15 protein-coding genes are annotated in these 17459 nt (G+C 61.6%); 8 read left to right on the top strand and 7 right to left on the bottom strand.

Translation table 11 applies throughout. From position 1 onward, the window contains the following. Positions 1 to 95: 95 nt before the first annotated feature. The 4 genes from xylA to BLQ55_RS29490 all read left to right on the top strand — a co-directional run bounded on the left by xylA (position 96) and on the right by BLQ55_RS29490 (position 5499). Entirely contained in the window at positions 96 to 1412 is a 1317-nt protein-coding gene (gene xylA, locus BLQ55_RS29475) for a xylose isomerase (RefSeq protein ID WP_092259035.1), read from the top strand. Between the two features lie 206 nt (positions 1413 to 1618). Then, entirely contained in the window at positions 1619 to 2620 is a 1002-nt protein-coding gene (gene xylF / locus BLQ55_RS29480) for a D-xylose ABC transporter substrate-binding protein (RefSeq protein ID WP_025213958.1), read from the top strand. Positions 2621 to 2805: 185 nt separating this feature from the next. Next, on the top strand, positions 2806 to 4362 hold the full coding sequence (xylG, locus tag BLQ55_RS29485; protein WP_092259038.1) for a D-xylose ABC transporter ATP-binding protein: 1557 nt from the start codon (positions 2806 to 2808) through the stop codon (positions 4360 to 4362). Next, the gene (locus BLQ55_RS29490; RefSeq protein WP_003201312.1) at positions 4363 to 5499 is read left to right on the top strand and encodes a sugar ABC transporter permease; all 1137 of its coding nucleotides are present in this window, start codon (positions 4363 to 4365) and stop codon (positions 5497 to 5499) included. It begins immediately after the preceding gene. A 28-nt stretch (positions 5500 to 5527) separates the two neighbouring features. Here the strand turns inward: BLQ55_RS29490 and BLQ55_RS29495 are convergent, their stop codons facing one another. Next, entirely contained in the window at positions 5528 to 5833 is a 306-nt protein-coding gene (locus tag BLQ55_RS29495) for a hypothetical protein (RefSeq protein WP_092259041.1), read from the bottom strand. Between the two features lie 149 nt (positions 5834 to 5982). Between BLQ55_RS29495 and BLQ55_RS29500 the strand changes: the two genes are divergently transcribed. Both BLQ55_RS29500 and BLQ55_RS29505 read left to right on the top strand, forming a co-directional pair. Continuing rightward, on the top strand, positions 5983 to 7122 hold the full coding sequence (locus BLQ55_RS29500) for an epoxide hydrolase family protein (RefSeq protein ID WP_092259044.1): 1140 nt from the start codon (positions 5983 to 5985) through the stop codon (positions 7120 to 7122). A 678-nt stretch (positions 7123 to 7800) separates the two neighbouring features. Next, positions 7801 to 8076 carry a fructose-bisphosphate aldolase gene (locus tag BLQ55_RS29505; protein ID WP_092259048.1) on the top strand — a complete coding sequence of 92 codons (276 nt, stop codon included), beginning with the start codon at positions 7801 to 7803 and terminating at the stop codon, positions 8074 to 8076. Between the two features lie 174 nt (positions 8077 to 8250). Here the strand turns inward: BLQ55_RS29505 and uxuA are convergent, their stop codons facing one another. From uxuA to BLQ55_RS29535, 6 genes are all read right to left on the bottom strand, one after another. Further along, positions 8251 to 9426 (bottom strand): mannonate dehydratase, encoded by a 1176-nt coding sequence (gene uxuA, locus BLQ55_RS29510; protein WP_092259051.1) that lies wholly within the window; start codon positions 9424 to 9426, stop codon positions 8251 to 8253. A 16-nt stretch (positions 9427 to 9442) separates the two neighbouring features. After that, a complete protein-coding gene (locus tag BLQ55_RS29515) occupies positions 9443 to 10897 on the bottom strand; it encodes a mannitol dehydrogenase family protein (RefSeq protein ID WP_092259054.1) in 1455 nt (484 codons plus the stop codon). A gap of 17 nt (positions 10898 to 10914) precedes the next feature. Continuing rightward, a complete protein-coding gene (locus BLQ55_RS29520) occupies positions 10915 to 12207 on the bottom strand; it encodes an MFS transporter (protein ID WP_092204561.1) in 1293 nt (430 codons plus the stop codon). Positions 12208 to 12285: 78 nt separating this feature from the next. Next, positions 12286 to 13317 carry a Zn-dependent oxidoreductase gene (locus BLQ55_RS29525; protein WP_072410057.1) on the bottom strand — a complete coding sequence of 344 codons (1032 nt, stop codon included), beginning with the start codon at positions 13315 to 13317 and terminating at the stop codon, positions 12286 to 12288. A gap of 53 nt (positions 13318 to 13370) precedes the next feature. After that, entirely contained in the window at positions 13371 to 14582 is a 1212-nt protein-coding gene (manD, locus tag BLQ55_RS29530) for a D-mannonate dehydratase ManD (protein WP_060742694.1), read from the bottom strand. 4 nt (positions 14583 to 14586) lie between these two features. Beyond that, on the bottom strand, positions 14587 to 15588 hold the full coding sequence (locus BLQ55_RS29535; RefSeq protein WP_092204604.1) for a sugar kinase: 1002 nt from the start codon (positions 15586 to 15588) through the stop codon (positions 14587 to 14589). 153 nt (positions 15589 to 15741) lie between these two features. On the opposite strand from BLQ55_RS29535, the gene kdgR reads away from it, so the two are divergent. Both kdgR and BLQ55_RS29545 read left to right on the top strand, forming a co-directional pair. Further along, the gene (gene kdgR / locus BLQ55_RS29540) at positions 15742 to 16524 is read left to right on the top strand and encodes a DNA-binding transcriptional regulator KdgR (RefSeq protein WP_092204559.1); all 783 of its coding nucleotides are present in this window, start codon (positions 15742 to 15744) and stop codon (positions 16522 to 16524) included. 575 nt (positions 16525 to 17099) lie between these two features. Then, a complete protein-coding gene (locus BLQ55_RS29545) occupies positions 17100 to 17402 on the top strand; it encodes a transposase (RefSeq protein WP_256326664.1) in 303 nt (100 codons plus the stop codon). Positions 17403 to 17459 lie beyond the last annotated feature (57 nt).

Genomic DNA, 17459 nt, shown 5'->3' on the forward strand with positions numbered 1-17459 from the left:
AAAATCGAACTGCCCGTTGGTGATTTTCATAATCAGCAGCCTCGGGGCCGGCGTTAGTATCGAGACACCGCCAAGAATAAAAAGGAAACCCGCACATGCCGTACTTCCCCGGTGTCGACAAGATTCGCTACGAGGGCCCCGCCAGCGATTCGCCGCTTGCCTTCCGTCACTACGACGCCAACAGACTGGTGCTCGGCAAACCCATGCGCGAACACCTGCGCATGGCGGTCTGCTATTGGCATACCTTCGTCTGGCCGGGCTCGGATGTGTTCGGTGCCGGCACGTTCAAGCGCCCGTGGCAGCACGCCGGGGATCCGATGGAAGTGGCCATCGGCAAGGCCGAAGCGGCCTTCGAGTTCTTCTCCAAGCTGGGCATCGACTACTACTGCTTCCACGACACCGATGTCGCCCCGGAAGGTAGCTCGCTCAGGGAGTACCGCAACCACTTCGCCCAGATGATCGACCACCTGGAACGCCACCAGGAGCAGACCGGAATCAAGCTGCTGTGGGGCACCGCCAACTGCTTCAGCAACCCGCGCTTTGCCGCAGGCGCGGCCAGCAACCCAGATCCGGAAGTGTTCGCCTGCGCCGCCGCCCAGGTGTTCAGCGCCATGAACGCCACCCAGCGTCTCAAAGGCGCCAACTACGTATTGTGGGGCGGTCGCGAAGGCTACGAAACCCTGCTCAATACCGATTTGAAACACGAGCGCGAGCAACTGGGCCGGTTCATGCGCATGGTGGTCGAGCACAAGCACAAGATCGGCTTCAAAGGCGACCTGCTGATCGAACCCAAGCCCCAGGAGCCGACCAAGCACCAGTACGATTACGACAGCGCCACAGTGTTCGGCTTCCTGCAGCAGTTCGGCCTGGAAAACGAGATCAAGGTCAACATCGAAGCCAACCACGCCACCCTCGCTGGGCACAGCTTCCACCACGAGATCGCCACAGCCGTCTCCCTGGGAATCTTCGGCAGCATCGACGCCAACCGCGGCGATCCGCAAAACGGCTGGGACACCGACCAGTTCCCCAACAGCGTCGAAGAAATGACCCTGGCCACCTACGAAATCCTCAAGGCTGGCGGGTTCGGCAATGGCGGGTTCAACTTCGATTCCAAGGTCCGGCGCCAGAGCCTGGACGATATCGACCTGTTCCACGGCCATGTCGCCGCCATGGACGTCCTCGCCCTCGCCCTGGAGCGCGCGGCAGCCATGGTCCAGAACGATCAGTTGCAACAGTTCAAGGACCAGCGCTACGCAGGCTGGCACAAACCGTTTGGCAAGGCGGTGCTGGCCGGCGACTTCAGCCTTGAATCGTTGGCCGAGCACGCCTTTACCAACGAGCTGAATCCCCAGGCTGTCAGCGGTCGCCAGGAGATGCTCGAGAACGTGGTCAATCGGTTTATCTACCCCTGACAAATGTGGCGAGGGGATTTATCCCCGCCGGGCTGCGAAGCGGCCCTCCCGGAAGAACAAACTGATTTGTCTGCCCCACCAAAGAGGCCGTTACATTCTCGCGACAAATCTGTGCCCACAGCGTCCTGCAACGCTCTACAGTTCTACCCGGTATCACGCTCATCGTCAGGCAGTGTCTTTCAAACAACAATAAAAGGACGCACTACATGAAAACATTCAAACGTACCCTGCTCGCCGGCGCCCTCGCCCTGCTCTCGCTTCCGGTCATGGCCGATGCGGCCCATCCGAAAATCGGTTTCTCCATCGATGACCTGCGCCTGGAACGCTGGTCGCGGGACCGTGACTACTTCGTCGCGGCGGCGGAAAAACTCGACGCCAAGGTCTTCGTCCAGTCCGCCGATGCCAACGAGCAGAAGCAGATCTCGCAGATCGAAAACCTGATCTCCCGTGGCGTCGATGTGATCGTCATCGTGCCGTTCAACGCCACCGTGCTGACCAATGCCGTCGCCGAAGCCAAGAAGGCCGGGATCAAGGTCGTGTCCTACGATCGACTGATCCTCAATGCCGATATCGACGCCTACATTTCATTCGATAACGAAAAGGTCGGCGAGATGCAGGCCAGCGGCGTGCTGAAAGCCGCGCCCAAGGGCAATTACTTCCTGCTCGGTGGCGCGCCCACGGACAACAACGCCAAGGTCCTGCGCGAAGGCCAGATGAAAGTGCTGCAACCGGCCATCGACAAGGGTGATATCAAGATTGTCGGCCAGCAGTGGGTGAAGGAATGGAACCCCACCGAAGCCTTGAGCATTGTGGAAAACGCCCTGACCCGGAACAACAACAAGATCGATGGCATCGTCGCCTCCAACGACGCCACCGCCGGCGGCGCCATCCAGGCCCTGGCCGCGCAGAAAATGGCCGGCAAGGTGCCGATCTCGGGCCAGGACGCCGACCTCGCGGCGGTCAAGCGCGTGATCGATGGCACCCAGACCATGACCGTCTACAAGCCACTGAAACTGATTGCCTCCGAAGCCGCCAAGCTCTCGGTGCAACTGGCGCGCAACGAGAAGCCCACCTTCAGCTCGCAATACGACAATGGCAGCAAGAAAGTCGACACCATCCTGCTCACCCCTACGCCGTTGACCAAGGACAACATCGACCTGCTGGAAAAGGACGGGTTCTATACCAAGGCGCAGATCGCCGGGCAGTGACACAGCGCTTGGTTAAACACAGTTCCTGTGGGAGCGAGCCTGCTCGCGATGGCGGCACCAGATCCAATACTGATGCAAGCCGAGCCACCGCTTTCGCGAGCAGGCTCGCTCCCACAGGGGGCTGACTGACACCAGGAAATACTTGCCCCCTGCGTATGTGTGAGCCCTTTTCCATGAGTCCTGCCATGTCCGACTACCTGCTGCAAATGAACGGCATCGTCAAAACCTTTGGCGGTGTCAAAGCCCTGAACGGCATCGATATCAAGGTCAGGCCCGGGGAATGCGTCGGCCTGTGCGGTGAAAACGGCGCGGGCAAATCCACGCTGATGAAAGTGTTGTCGGCGGTCTATCCCCACGGCACCTGGGAAGGCGAGATCATTTGGGACGGCCAGCCGCTCAAGGCGCAGTCCATCAGCGAAACCGAAGCCGCCGGGATCGTCATCATTCACCAGGAACTGACCCTGGTTCCCGACCTGTCGGTGGCGGAAAACATCTTCATGGGCCACGAACTGACGCTGCCCGGCGGGCGCATGAACTACCCGGCGATGATCCACCGCGCCGAAGCCCTGATGCGTGAACTCAAGGTCCCGGACATGAACGTGTCGCTGCCGGTTTCCCAGTACGGCGGTGGCTACCAGCAATTGGTGGAAATCGCCAAGGCACTGAACAAGCAAGCCCGACTGCTGATCCTCGACGAGCCCTCCTCGGCCCTGACCCGCTCGGAAATCGAGGTGCTGCTGGACATCATCCGCGACCTCAAGGCCAAGGGCGTTGCCTGCGTGTATATCTCCCACAAACTCGATGAAGTGGCCGCCGTGTGCGACACCATTTCGGTGATTCGCGACGGCAAACACATCGCCACCACCGCCATGGCCGACATGGACATTCCGAAGATCATCACCCAGATGGTCGGACGGGAAATGAACAACCTCTACCCCACCGAACCCCATGACATCGGCGAGGTGATTTTCGAGGCGCGCCACGTCACCTGCTACGACGTCGACAACCCCAAGCGCAAACGGGTCGACGATATTTCCTTCGTCCTCAAGCGCGGGGAGATCCTTGGCATCGCCGGACTGGTCGGCGCCGGGCGTACGGAACTGGTCTCGGCGCTGTTCGGCGCCTACCCCGGCCACTACGAAGGCGAAGTCTGGCTCAACGGCCAGCTAATCGACACGCGCACGCCGCTCAAGTCGATCCGCGCCGGGCTGTGCATGGTCCCCGAAGACCGCAAGCGCCAAGGCATCATCCCGGACCTGGGGGTGGGCCAGAACATCACTCTGGCGGTGCTGGACAACTACTCGAAACTGACCCGCATCGACGCCGAAGCCGAACTAGGCAGCATCGACAAGGAAATCGCGCGCATGCATCTCAAGACCGCGAGCCCATTCCTGCCGATCACCAGCCTCTCCGGCGGCAACCAGCAAAAAGCCGTATTGGCGAAAATGCTCCTGACCAAGCCCCGCGTGCTGATTCTCGATGAGCCCACTCGCGGAGTGGACGTCGGCGCCAAGTATGAAATCTACAAGTTGATGGGCGCCCTGGCGGCCGAAGGCGTGTCGATCATCATGGTCTCCTCGGAGCTGGCCGAGGTGCTGGGGGTCTCCGACCGCGTCCTGGTGATCGGCGACGGCCAGTTGCGCGGCGACTTCATCAACCACGAACTCACCCAGGAACAAGTGCTCGCCGCCGCACTCAGCCATCCCGACGGCCATAACAATAATGATCGGAAGTCCGCGTAGATGAATCAGGTCAAACAGCTGTTTTCCCGCTACAAAATGCTTGCGCTGGTGATCGCCGTGGCGCTGATCTGGCTGTTCTTCAGTTGGCAGACCGAGGGTGGGTTCGTAACCCCGCGCAACCTCTCCAACCTGCTGCGGCAGATGTCCATCACCGGGATTCTTGCCTGTGGCATGGTGCTGGTGATCATCAGCGGCGAGATCGACCTGTCGGTGGGCTCGCTGCTTGGGCTGCTGGGGGGCCTGGCGGCGATCCTCGATGTGGTTTATCACATCCCGCTGCTGGCGAACCTGAGCCTGGTGGCCTTGTGCGGCTTGGTGATCGGCTTGGGCAACGGCTACATGACCGCGTACTTGCGCATTCCGTCGTTCATTGTCGGGCTGGGTGGCATGCTCGCGTTTCGCGGCGTCCTGCTGGGGGTGACCGGCGGCACCACCATTGCCCCGGTGTCACCGGAACTGGTCTACGTCGGCCAAGGTTACTTGCCGCACACGGTCGGGACCGGGCTTGGCATCCTGCTGTTCGCCCTGACCTTGTTCCTGACCTGGAAACAGCGGCGCAACCGCGCCCTCCATGGCCTGGCGGCTCACTCCTTGGTGCGTGACGTGTTGCGCGTGGTGGTGATCGGCGCGGTGCTGGCCGGGTTCGTCTATACCCTCAACAGCTACGACGGCATCCCGGTACCGGTGCTGCTCCTGCTGATCCTGCTGGGGGTGTTCAGCTACGTCACCAGCCAGACCGTGTTCGGCCGACGCGTCTACTCGGTGGGCAGCAACATGGAAGCCACGCGCCTGTCCGGCATCAACGTACAGGCGGTGAAGCTGTGGATCTTCGGCATCATGGGCGTGATGTGCGCCCTCGCCGGCGTGGTCAACACCGCACGCCTGGCCGCCGGCTCACCCTCGGCCGGCAACATGGGCGAACTCGACGCCATCGCCGCCTGCTTCATCGGCGGCACCTCCATGCGCGGCGGCTCCGGCACGGTCTACGGCGCCCTTCTCGGTGCGCTGGTGATCACCAGCCTGGACAACGGCATGTCGATGCTCGACGTCGACAGTTATTGGCAGATGATCGTCAAAGGCAGCATCCTGGTGCTGGCGGTGTGGGTGGATGTGAGTACGCGGACGGGGCGGCGTTGAGGGGGCCTTCAATTTCTGGCAAACGCCATCAATGCACCGAAGTCTCAACCGCTTTCGGATCAGCGACCTCAATCCAACCCTTGCGCAAGTAATCCTGCGCGACAATCTTGCGGATCATGAAACAGTAAACGACATGCAGCAGCACCGTAGCCCCAGCCATCCATGGCGGTCCCGCCACAAGCCCGATCGCCACGATGCCGAGCCAGATAGACAAGTGTCGCCAGAGCCCTGCGAAAAACAGATAGATCACGCCCAAGAACAGAATCGCCAACACCTGGAACGCGTCCACCTCTTCAACTTGATCACTGTCCGGGCTCTTGAAATAGCGTGCCATGTACCACTCCTTCGTTAGAAACTTCCGTTTTCAAGTGCTGTACCCACCCAGCGTCAAGCACGGCCATCGCGGCTACACTAGCTGCGCGCGGGCCATGCCGGCAACTGATTCGCCATGCAATGGAAGTCATTTTGACAATAGGACGGAACATGTTCGTCGAACCTTTCGTTACCAACATCCCGGAACACGCCCTTGAAGACCTGCGACACCGCCTGAAGCACACCCGGCTACCAGAACCGCTGGCCGGGCAAGGTTGGCGCGAAGGCATGGACATGGAGGTGCTGCGGGAACTGCTCGCCTATTGGTCGGACACGTTCGATTGGCGCGCCCAGGAAACAGCGCTGAACCGCTTGCCGCAATTTGTCGCCGACATCGGTGGGCAAAGGGTGCACTTCATTCATCAACGTGGCGTCGGGCCGAGTCCGAGACCGTTGATCCTTACCCACGGCTGGCCTGGCTCGTTTATCGAGATGCAACGTATCATCCCGCTGCTGACGGACCCGGCCCGCCATGGCGGCGATCCTGCGGACGCCTTCGATGTGGTGGTGCCGTCGCTGCCCGGCTACACCTTTTCCGCACCGTTCCAGCAATCCGGCATGGGCCCCTATGAAGTGGCGGGCTTGTGGAGTGAGTTGATGAGCGGGCTGGGTTACGAGCGGTTCGGCGCCCAGGGTGGGGACATTGGCGCGGGTGTGTCGACCTGGCTTGGCGTGCGGTTTCCCGAGCGAGTCACGGGTATTCACCTCAATTACATCCCGGGCTCCTATCGCCCTCCACTTGGCGAAAACGAGCCAGCGCTGACCGAGGCAGAAACGGCCTTCCTGCAACGCGCGGCGGCATTTGCCGATGCCGAAGGCGCCTATGGGCACATTCAGCGAACCAAGCCGCAGAGCCTGGCGGTGGGCCTGAATGACTCACCTGCAGGGCTATTGGCGTGGATGGGGGAAAAGATCCTGTCCTGGTGTGATGACAGCCCCGCTATTGACCGAGAATGGTTACTGACCAATGTGACGCTGTACTGGCTGACGCACTGTATCGGCTCGTCGTTTCGCCAATACGTGGAGGGCAGCAAGCGGCCGTTGCAGTTCAACAGCGGCGAACGTTTGAAGCCGCCGGTTGGGGTGGCGCTGTTTCCTAGGGAACTGCCCATGCCACCAAGGAGCTGGGTGGAGCGTTGCTGCGAGGTGAAGCGCTGGACCGAGATGCCTCGGGGTGGTCACTTTGCTGCGTTGGAACAGCCGGAGTTGTTGGCGGAGGATATCAGGGCGTTTTTTCGGGATTACCGCTGAATCTCGCCATAGAGATCAGGTGCAGGATGTGTCTAGCATGATATGGCGCTGAGCCAATGTGGGAGCGAGCTTGCTCGCGATGGCGGCGGCACAGTCAATATCCTTGCAGGCTGAAATACCGCTTCGCGAGCAAGCTCGCTCCCACAGGAGACTTGAGTCAGCAGGGAAGCGGGTTATAGGGGCGTTTTGTAGCGTGGCCAATAGCGATCCGAAAATCTCGTAGGAATTTACACCCTGTGGCGAGGGAGCTTGCTCCCGCTGGGCTGCGAAGCGGCCCCAAACCGGCCGCCGCGTTTCGCCAGACAGACCGCCGGCACCGGTTTTACGGCGGCTGCGCCACCGAGCGGGAGCAAGCTCCCTCGCCACGGGGGGCGGGGGCGTCCTACAGGCCGGTTGTGGGTACCGGGATCGACTTCTATAGTTGGGTTCGTCGCTGGCTTTGGTCAGTGGCTGGGTTTCGCAGCCCGACAGATACGGTAGCAACCAAGCATCATAAAAGTGACAATGAGCGCCTTTGGCGTTCGACGTCATTTTATGGTGGCTGTGTGTGGGAGATCTTCGGGTCTGCCGGGTTCCTTCGTATCCTCGGTCTGCGAACCCACGCGCAGCTACCACCCATTCGTTTCGCAGCGGATCGAAGTAGCTTTTTCTTGATACGAAGAATGAGTAACTATTGCCATGAATCAACGCGATCAACGCTTCACACCTCTCACCCAAACCGCCACCACCCACCCCGTCCTGCTGATCGACACCCACGCCCCACTGCCCGAACTCCACGCCTGTGCCAGCGAACGCTTGCACGCCACGCTCGATTACCTGACCTTGGTGGCCTGCAGCAGCCTGCGTGATTCGGCAACGAGCGACATCAACACCATCACCAATGTCGCCCGGATCCTGGTGCAGGATGTGGCGGATGTGTTCGGCGTGATCGAGCGGCGCGGGCTCGAAGGCTGAGCCATTGTGGGAGCGAGCTTGCTCGCGATGGCGGCGGCACAGTCAATAGCCTTGCAGGCTGAAATACCGCTTCGCGAGCAAGCTCGCTCCCACAGGGGAAATGCGTTTAGCCCCGATAATCCCGCAGGAATTTACCTCCCTCACCACGGGGCTCCTAAGCCACACAGGGAGTGCCTAGCCCAGTTGTCGGCGCACGGCCAGTTCCACGCCGCGGATTTCCGCCAGGCCCTTGAGGCGACCGATCAGTGAGTAGCCGGGATTGCTCTTGCGGTGCTGATCGTCCAGCAGTTGATGCCCATGGTCTGGACGCAGCGGCAAGCGCGGGCCGCCTTCGCGTTCACGTCGGCGCTCTTCAGCCACCAAGGCGCCGATGACCCCGACCATGTCGACGTCGCCGTCCAGGTGATGGGCTTCATGGAAGCTGCGTGGGTCGGTTTCCCGGCGGGTTGAACGCAAGTGAGTGAAGTAGATGAACGGCGCAAAGTGCTTGGCCATCGCCACCAGGTCGTTGTCTTCGCGCACGCCATAGGAACCGGTGCAGAACGTCAGGCCATTGGCCGGGCTTGGCGCGGCATCCAGCAGCCATTGGGCGTCTTCGGCGGTGGACAGGATGCGTGGCAAGCCGAGCAGTGCCCGGGGCGGATCGTCCGGGTGGATTGCCATGCGCACACCCACCGCCTCGGCAACCGGGATCACCGCACGCAGGAAATACCCCAGGTGTTCGCGCAACTTGGCCTCGTCGATGTCGGCGTAGGTGCGCAGCAAGTCACGGAAGTTGTCCAGGCTGTAGTGTTCCTCGGCACCGGGCAAGCCAGCAATCAGGGTATTGACCAGGGTTTCGCGCCGGGCCGGCGTCAGTTGTTCGAAGTAGGCCTTGGCCTGCCGGATGTCCTCGGCGCTGTATTCAGCCTGCGCTCCCGGGCGCTGGAGGATGAACAGGTCGAAGGCGGCAAACGCGGTTTGATCGAAACGCAAGGCCCAGCCGCCATCCGCCAGCTCGAAAGACAAATCGGTTCGGGTCCAGTCCAGCACCGGCATAAAGTTGTAGCAGACGATATCGATGCCGCAGCTCGCCAGGTTACGCACGCTTTGCTGGTAGTTGGCGATGTACTCGTCGCGCCGCCCGCAGCCGCGCTTGATGTCTTCGTGCACCGGAATGCTTTCCACCACCGACCAGCTCAGGCCGGCCGCTTCGATCAGCTGTTTGCGCGCCGCGATGGCGTCCACCGGCCACACCTGGCCATTGGGAATTTCGTGCAACGCCGTGACGATACCGGTCGCACCGGTCTGGCGGATGTCCGCCAGGGAGATCGGGTCTTTGGGGCCGAACCAGCGCCATGTCTGTTCCATGTTCTTCTCCTTGTGATCAGTTGGGTGCGGTAAACGTGAGTAAAAAGCTGCCGATGCCATCGTGGGCCAGGGCGTCATAGGCGCCTTGCACTGCATCGCGAAACGCCGCGCGAGCCGACAACTCAGCCGGGAAGACTTCATCCAGATCCAGAAACGCCTCCACCAGCGACGGGCCTTCGAATCGTCCCGCAAGATCGGCGAAGGTGGCGCTCAACGGGTCATCGATCACCTGCGCCGAACCGCCGGACAACGGCTGCGTGCAGTAGCGAATCCAGGCGGCGATGCCCAAGGCGGTGCAGGCGATGTCACGTCCCTGATCAAGCAGTCGCTGCGCACCCAGCAACCAGCGTTGCGGCAGCTTCTGCGAACCGTCCATGGCGATCTGGCGCAGGCGATGTTGCAGGCTGTCATTGGCGAACCGCGCCTTGAGATCGTGGGCATAGACCGAAAGATCGATACCCGCTGGCATGTCCAGCGTGGGTGCCGCCTCGTCGGCCATGTAGCGTCCGATCAGGTGCAGCAGGTTCGCGTCACTGACGGCCTCGAACACCGTTTCGTGACCGACCAGCAGTCCCACATAGGCCAGCAACGAATGGCTGCCATTGAGCATGCGCAACTTCATCGTTTCGAACGGGCCCACGTCGTCCACCATCTGTACGCCCTCCACTTCCCAGTCCGGGCGGCCAAGGGGAAAGTGATCCTCGATCACCCACTGGCTGAAACTTTCACAGACCACTGCCGCCGGGTCGTGACAGTCCAGTTGCTCCAGCCGGCGGAAGGACTCGCCGTCCATCGCTGGCACGATGCGGTCGACCATGCAACTGGGAAACGCCACCTGTTGCTCGACCCACTGCGCCAGTGCCTCATCCTGCAACGCCGCCAGCGCGCTGACTGCCTGGCGGGTGCGTTGGCCGTTGTCGGGCATGTTGTCACAGCACAACACTGTGAAGGCCGGGACGCCTGCGGCGCGGCGCCGGCGCAGGGCTTCCAGGACGATCCCGGGGGCCGAGCGCGGCGCTTGCGGATGGGCGAGGTCATGGGCAATCGCCGGGTCTTCGCTGCGCAGTTGCCCCGAAGACGGGCTCAGGCAATACCCCTTTTCAGTGACCGTGAGCGTGACGATCCGCGTCTGCGGCGCGGCCATGCGCTGCAACAACTGCTCCAGGTCGGGACCGCCCTCGCCCACATACAAGGCCTGGCGCAGCACCTCGATCTCGCGCAGCGTCACTTGCTCGCGGTCGCGGTATTCGGCCACATGGTAGCGACCGTCCTGCTCGCGCAATTGCTCGACCAAGGTGCGATTGGAGCGCAGGTTGGCGCTGCACATGCCCCAGTCGCTTTCACCATGGCGATTGAGATGGCGTTGCAGGTAGACCGCCTGGTGCGCGCGATGAAACGCGCCCAGGCCCAGGTGCACGATACCGATCTGCGTTGCACTGCCGGTGCAAGGTACACGTTTCACAACAGGCATCGACTCACTCCTTCTGTTCAGGAACGGCCCAGGGCCGAAACGGGCTGCGGGCTTTGTGCCGCCGCGCTGCCGGTATCCGTCACCGACAGCGGTTTAACGTAGCGCGCCACACACACGGCACCGATCACGGTCAACAGCCCCGCCAGCAGGAACGCACTGGTGAACGAACCGGTGAACTGCACCAAAAAGCCCGTCAGGGTCGGACCGACAATGCCCGAGGTGTTCGCCAGAAAGTGCATGAAACCACTGACGCCGCCCACCCGCGCCGCCGGAACGGTGTCCTGGATGATCGCCCAATAGATGGCACCGGTGAGGTAAAGGAAGAACACCGCCAAGGCGACGAGAATCACCGCTGGATACAAGGTAGTCACCATCCCGGCACAGGCGATGCAGGCGGCGCAGGCCAGCAGGCACGTCACCAGCACCACTTTGCGGGAGAACATCATCCGCCCGGTTTTCTTGAACACGAAGTCGGAGATGAAGCCGCCCAGGGCCAGGCCGAGGAAACCCAGGACCCAGGGAATGACCGTGGCGATGCTCATGTCCTTGACGTTCAAGCCGTGGGCCATGGTCAGGTAGCTGGGGAACCAGGTCAGGAAGAAGAACAAGGTGTAGTTATAGGAAAAGAACGCCAGGGAGGTGAACAGCACCGTCGGCTGCTTGAGGTAGAACCGCAAAGGGAACACCTGTTGTGCCGCCAGCTCGCCCTGCCCCTCGGCTCGGAGAATATCCTCGGCGCCCTCGCCTTCGGGCCGTTCCTTGACGAACTTGAACCACACCGCCGCCCAGACCAGGCCGATTAGCATGATGATAAGAAACGAGATCTTCCAGCCGTAGGTGACGGCGATAAAGCCCACCACCGGACCGGAAATCGCCCCACCCAGCGGCGTACCGGACATGGATGCGCCAAGCGCCCGCGCCCTGCGCTTGGGGGTGTACCAGTTGTTCACCATCTTGCTGGTGGTGACGCTCAGCGGTCCTTCGCCCATGCCGAACAGGATGCGGATGAGCACCAGCGAAGCGAAGCCCACCGTCAGCACCGTGAGGCCGCTGAACAATGACCACAAGACCATGGCCAGCAGCAAGGTGGTCTTGGCGCCGTAACGGTCGGCGGCCCAGCCACCGATGAAGTTGAAGGCCGCATAGCCGACGAAAAAACTGCTGAAGATCATGCCCATCTCACCCGTACTCAGACCGTAGTCCTTCTGGATGAAAGGTGCTGCCACAGACAATGCCGACCGGTCGAGGTAATTGATGACCCCGGCCAGGAACAGCATGATGATGATTAAGCTACGTCCTTGACCAAACATGGTGGAACCTCCCGCTTGTTGTGTTTATTCGGTGAGGGTGCCCATGACAGGCACGGTGAAACCGGTGGTGCCGACGGCTCAGTGATGGGCGTTCGTCAGCTCCACCAGCACTTTTCGGGTTTGCTCGGGGTGCTTTTCGATCAGGTCGATGGCGCCGGGCATTTCGTCGAAGGTGACGCGATGACTGATCAGGTCCTGGACTTGCAACTTGCCGCTGGCGATCAATTCGATCACCCGGGGGAACTTGCGGTTGTTGAGCCGCGACCCCACCAGGGTCAGTTCCTTCTTGATCATTTCCAGCTGCACCAGATCACTGGGCGTGGCATTGAAGCCCAGCAACCCGATACGCCCGGCCGGCGAGGCCAGGCGCACCATCTGCGGCATCAGTGCCGGAATGCAGGCGGCATCGACAATCAACGGCACGCCCTCGCCTTGGGTCAGCTCGCGCATGACGGCTTCGACATCCACTTGCTGGCCGTTGAGGGTCCGGCTGGCGCCCAGCGCCCGTGCCGTCTCCAGGCGGCTGTCGATGACATCGGTGACGGTAATGTCGGTCAATCCCAACGCCCGGGCCATTTGCACCAGGGTCAGGCCGATCACCCCGGCGCCGTAGATCAACACGCTGTCGCCAGGGTGCGGCTGCATGCGATCGAGTACGTTCAGGGCAATGGAATAAGGCTCGACCAGGGCGCCGTGGCTGAGGGACATCGCATCGGGCAGGCGGTGGGCGTTTTCGGCCGGTACGCAGACCTGCTCGCTGAAGCCTCCGTCGCGGTGCACGCCAATCACTTGCAGCCGCGTGCAGACATTGGGGCGGCCAATGCGGCAGGGATAACAGGTGCCGCAACTGATCACCGGATCGATGCACACCCGGTCGCCCACCTGCAGGTGCTCGACGCCTTCACCGACTTGCCGGATCACCCCGGAGAACTCATGGCCGGTGACACGGGGAAAACGCACGAATGCGTTCTGCCCATGAATGATGTGCATGTCCGAGCCGCAGATGCCGGCATACGCCACATCGACCTGGACCTCGCCGTGGGCGACTTGGGGTTGGTCGACCTGGGCCAGCCCGAACTCGAAGGGTGCTCTTACCTGGAACGCTTTCATCAGTCACTCCTGACGGGGCGTTCGCCCCGTTTGCTCAAAGGGTTGAAGCCGCTTCACCAATGCCAGAGCGTGCCGTCTTCGAGACGGTTGACCGGCAGGCTGGCACGCTTGTAGGGGTACTGGCGGGCAAGGTCTTCATCGATGTCGACGCCATGCCCTGGGGTTTCGCCCGGTGTGAAGTGGCCGTCCTCGAAGCGGTAGGCATGGGGGAAGACTTCATCGATGCGGTCTTCGTGAGGCATGTGTTCCTGGATGCCGAAGTTGGGCACCCACGTATCGAAATGCAGGGCCGCGCCCATGCACACCGGCGACAGGTCGGTGGCGCCGTGAAAGCCCGTGCGCACCTGGAACAGCGCGGCGAAATCGGCAATGCGCCGCACATGGGTAATGCCGCCGGCATGCACCAGCGTCGTGCGGATGTAGTCGATCAACTGTTCCTGGATCAACTCGCGGCAGTCATGGATGGAGTTGAACACCTCGCCCACGGCCAACGGCGTGGTGGTGTGCTGGCGAATCAGGCGGAAGCTCTGCTGGTTCTCGGCCGGCGTGCAGTCTTCCAGCCAGAACAGGTTGTACGGTTCCACGGCCTTGCCCAGGCGCCCGGCTTCGATGGGCGTCAGGCGGTGGTGCACGTCGTGGAGGATATGCAGGTCATCACCAAAACGTTCGCGCACGGCGGCGAACAGCTTGGGGACGTAGTTGAGGTATTTGGCGGTGTCCCAGACGTGTTCGGCGGGTAGGTCGCTGTCGGCCGGTTCATAGCGCTCGCCGCTGCGCTTGGCGACACCGTAGGTGGTGGCAATGCCGGGCACGCCGCATTGCACACGCACGGCTTTATAGCCCAGCTCGACGTGACGGGCGACTTCGTCCAGGCACCCTTCGATGTCCTTGCCGGTGGCATGCCCATAGACCATCACCCGCTCGCGGCTCTTGCCGCCGAGCAATTGGTACAAGGGCATGTTCGCGGCCTTGGCCTTGATGTCCCAGAGCGCCACATCGACGGCGGCGATGGCCGTCATGGTCACCGGTCCCCGACGCCAGTACGCACCGCGATACAGGTATTGCCAGATGTCCTCGATGCGGTGGGCATCGCGGCCGATCAGCGCGGGCAGGACGTGTTCCTCCAGATAGGCGACGACCGCCAGTTCGCGGCCATTCAAGGTTGCATCGCCGATGCCGTAGAGGCCTTCATCGGTGACGATTTTCAACGTGACCAGGTTGCGCCCCGGGCAGGTGACGATGACGCGCGCTTCAACGATTTTCATAAAATCAGACCTGTGCAACAGAAGGAAGTGAGGATGCGCCCATGTCCGGCATGGCCGCCTGGGCAATCAGTGCGCCCCGGTATCGAACGACCTGGGCCGCCAGGCGATGCCCCCAGCGGGCGGCCTGCTGTGGATCGCCGCCGCGCAGGCGACAGGCCAGGTAGGCGGCACTGAACGAATCACCGGCAGCGGTTGTGTCGACGACATCGGAAACGGTTTGCGCGGGCACCTCGAAACGCCCTGTCGGACATTGGATCAAGCAACTGGCGGCGCCACGCTTGAGGGCGACTTCGCGTACGCCCGCCTGGGCGTAGGCACTGAACAAGGCGTCCGGGTCGCGATAGCCGAACAGGCTCGCGTCATCTTCCCAGGTGACCAGCGCCAGGTCGGTCAGGTGCAACAGGTCGCGGTAGGCCTGCCGGGCCGATTCAGGATCGGGCCAGAGGTGGGGGCGGTAATTGTTGTCGAAGACGATGCGCGTGCCCGCGCCACGAGCCCTGGGCAGGGCCCGGATCAAGCGTTGGCGCCCTTCCGGTGTGAGGATCGCCAGGCTGATGCCGCTCAGGTAGACGTAATCGTAATCGGCCAGTGCAGCGAGCATGGCGTCGGCCTCGGGGCCCTCGAACATGCGCCGCGCCGCCGCTTCCCCGCGCCAGTAGAGGAAGCGCCGCTCGCCGTGGGGGTCGGTCTGGATGAAATACAGCCCCGGCAGCGCGCCTTCGATCACGCGGACATGAGCATCACCGATCCCCTCGTCCAGCCAGGACCGGCGCATGGCGACGCTGAACGCATCGCTGCCCACGGCCGTCATGTAGTCCACGGCCACTGCGCCATGGGGATTCAATCGGGCCAGGTAGACCGCGGTGTTGAGCGTATCGCCACCGAAGGTCTGCGTGATCGCGGCACCCGGCTCACCGCGCATCTCGATCATGCACTCCCCCACCAACGCCACTTTCAGCGGGCGGGCGAAGCGGGCCTGCGGGCCATGGTTGAGCGATAAATCCATCATCAACGCGCCTTTCTTGTTTTTAAAACGGCGTTTCATTTTTATCTCAAGGCCCGAGTCTAGTCAGATTTCCGGCCTCGTCAAGCAAAAATGAAACAGCGTTTTGTTCTGCTTGCGTATATCCTTGGGTTTTACTTTCACGTTGGAGCCTTCATGGACAACAGCGTCATTCCCAATAACGATCTGGTGTCGGCGGTGGGCCGGACCATGGCCGTGCTCGAGGCATTGGCCGAACATCCGGAAGAAAGCGGCGTGTCGGAAATCGCCACCAAACTGGACATGTCCAAGGCCACGGTTTATCGCTTCCTGCAGTCGCTCAAGGCCCGTGGGTATGTGGTGCAGGACGCCGAGGATCGCTATCGCCTCAGCGTCCGGCTGTTCGAACTGGGCGCCCAGGCCCTGCCCCACCTGGACATCGTCCGGGAAGCGGAGCCCGGGATGCGCAGGATCAACGAGCTGACCGGCGAGACCGTCCACCTGGGGATTCTCGACGAAGGCAGCATCGTCTACGTGCACAAGATCGACTCCAAGTACAACCTGCGCATGTACTCGCGGATCGGCCGACGGGCACCGTTGTACTGCACCGGCATCGGCAAGGTGCTGATGGCCTGGCTCGAAGAAGACGAGTTGCTCGCCCACCTGGCCCAGGAAAGCTTCGAGCGTCGCACGGCCAATACCCTGACCAGCGCCGAGGCGTATCTGCAGGAACTGGAGACCGTTCGACAGCAAGGCTATGCCGAGGACCATGAAGAGTTCGAAGACAACATGCGTTGCCTGGCGGCACCGATCCGCGACCGTTTTGGCCATGTGATCGGCGGGATGAGTGTTTCATTCCCGTGCTTTCGCTTCAGGGAAGAGTTGAAGCAGGACTACGTCAAGCAACTGATGCACGCCACCCAGCAGATCTCAAGCCAGTTGGGCTGGCGTACACGTTAATCGCAAGAGCCGTGGACGAACCTGTGGGAGCGAGCCAGCTCGCGATGACGTCAACACATCCCACATCACTGCAAACTGATCCTCCGCTATCGCGAGCAAGCTCGCTCCCACAGAGGATGGGTGGTGACTGCGAAGTCTGTGAACGCCCGGCAAAACTGTGGGAGCGAACTTGCTCGCGATGACGTCAACACATCCCACATCGCTGCAAACTGATCCTCCGCTATCGCGAGCAAGCTCGCTCCCACAGAGGGTGGGTGGTGACTGCGAAGTCTGTGAACGCCCGGCAAAACTGTGGGAGCGAGCTTGCTCGCGATGGCGGTGTGTCAGTCAACGTCAATCCCGACTGACCCGACGCCATCGCGAGCAAGCTCGCTCCCACATGAATTCGCGGGTGTTCACAGCATCTGCACACGACACAAAAATCTGTGGGAGCGAGCTCGCTCGTGATGAGGCCAGCAAGCCCAACATCCCTGCGACTGAACCACCGCTATCGCGAGCAAGCTGAACTGGCCTAATGATTTTGGACACTTCAATCGGGCGCTATGATGGCGCCCAAATCTGAGGTGTTTTTGGTTATGCGTAAATCTTACTCCAGTGAGTTCAAACTCAAGGCCGCCAGCATGGTGCTGGACGAGGGCCAGTCAGTTCCCGATGTTTGTGCCAGTTTGGATATTGGCCCTACGGCCTTGCGCCGCTGGGTCGACCAGGTTCGCAAGGAACGCTTGGGTTCGACCCCGGTGGGGGCCAAGGCAATCACCGCCGATCAGCGGGAAATTCAGCAGCTCAAAGCGTTGCTCAGGCAAAAAGACCTGGACATTGAAATCCTAAAAAAGGCCAGTGCTCTCCTGCTTTTGGACTCCAAAGATCATTCTCGTTGATCAATGAGCTGGACGAGCAGTACGGCGTTAACAATTGCTGTCGGGCGTTTGGAGTCA

This window comes from Pseudomonas sp. NFACC13-1, assembly GCF_900104425.1.
Classification (GTDB): Bacteria; Pseudomonadota; Gammaproteobacteria; order Pseudomonadales; family Pseudomonadaceae; genus Aquipseudomonas; species Aquipseudomonas fluorescens_AA.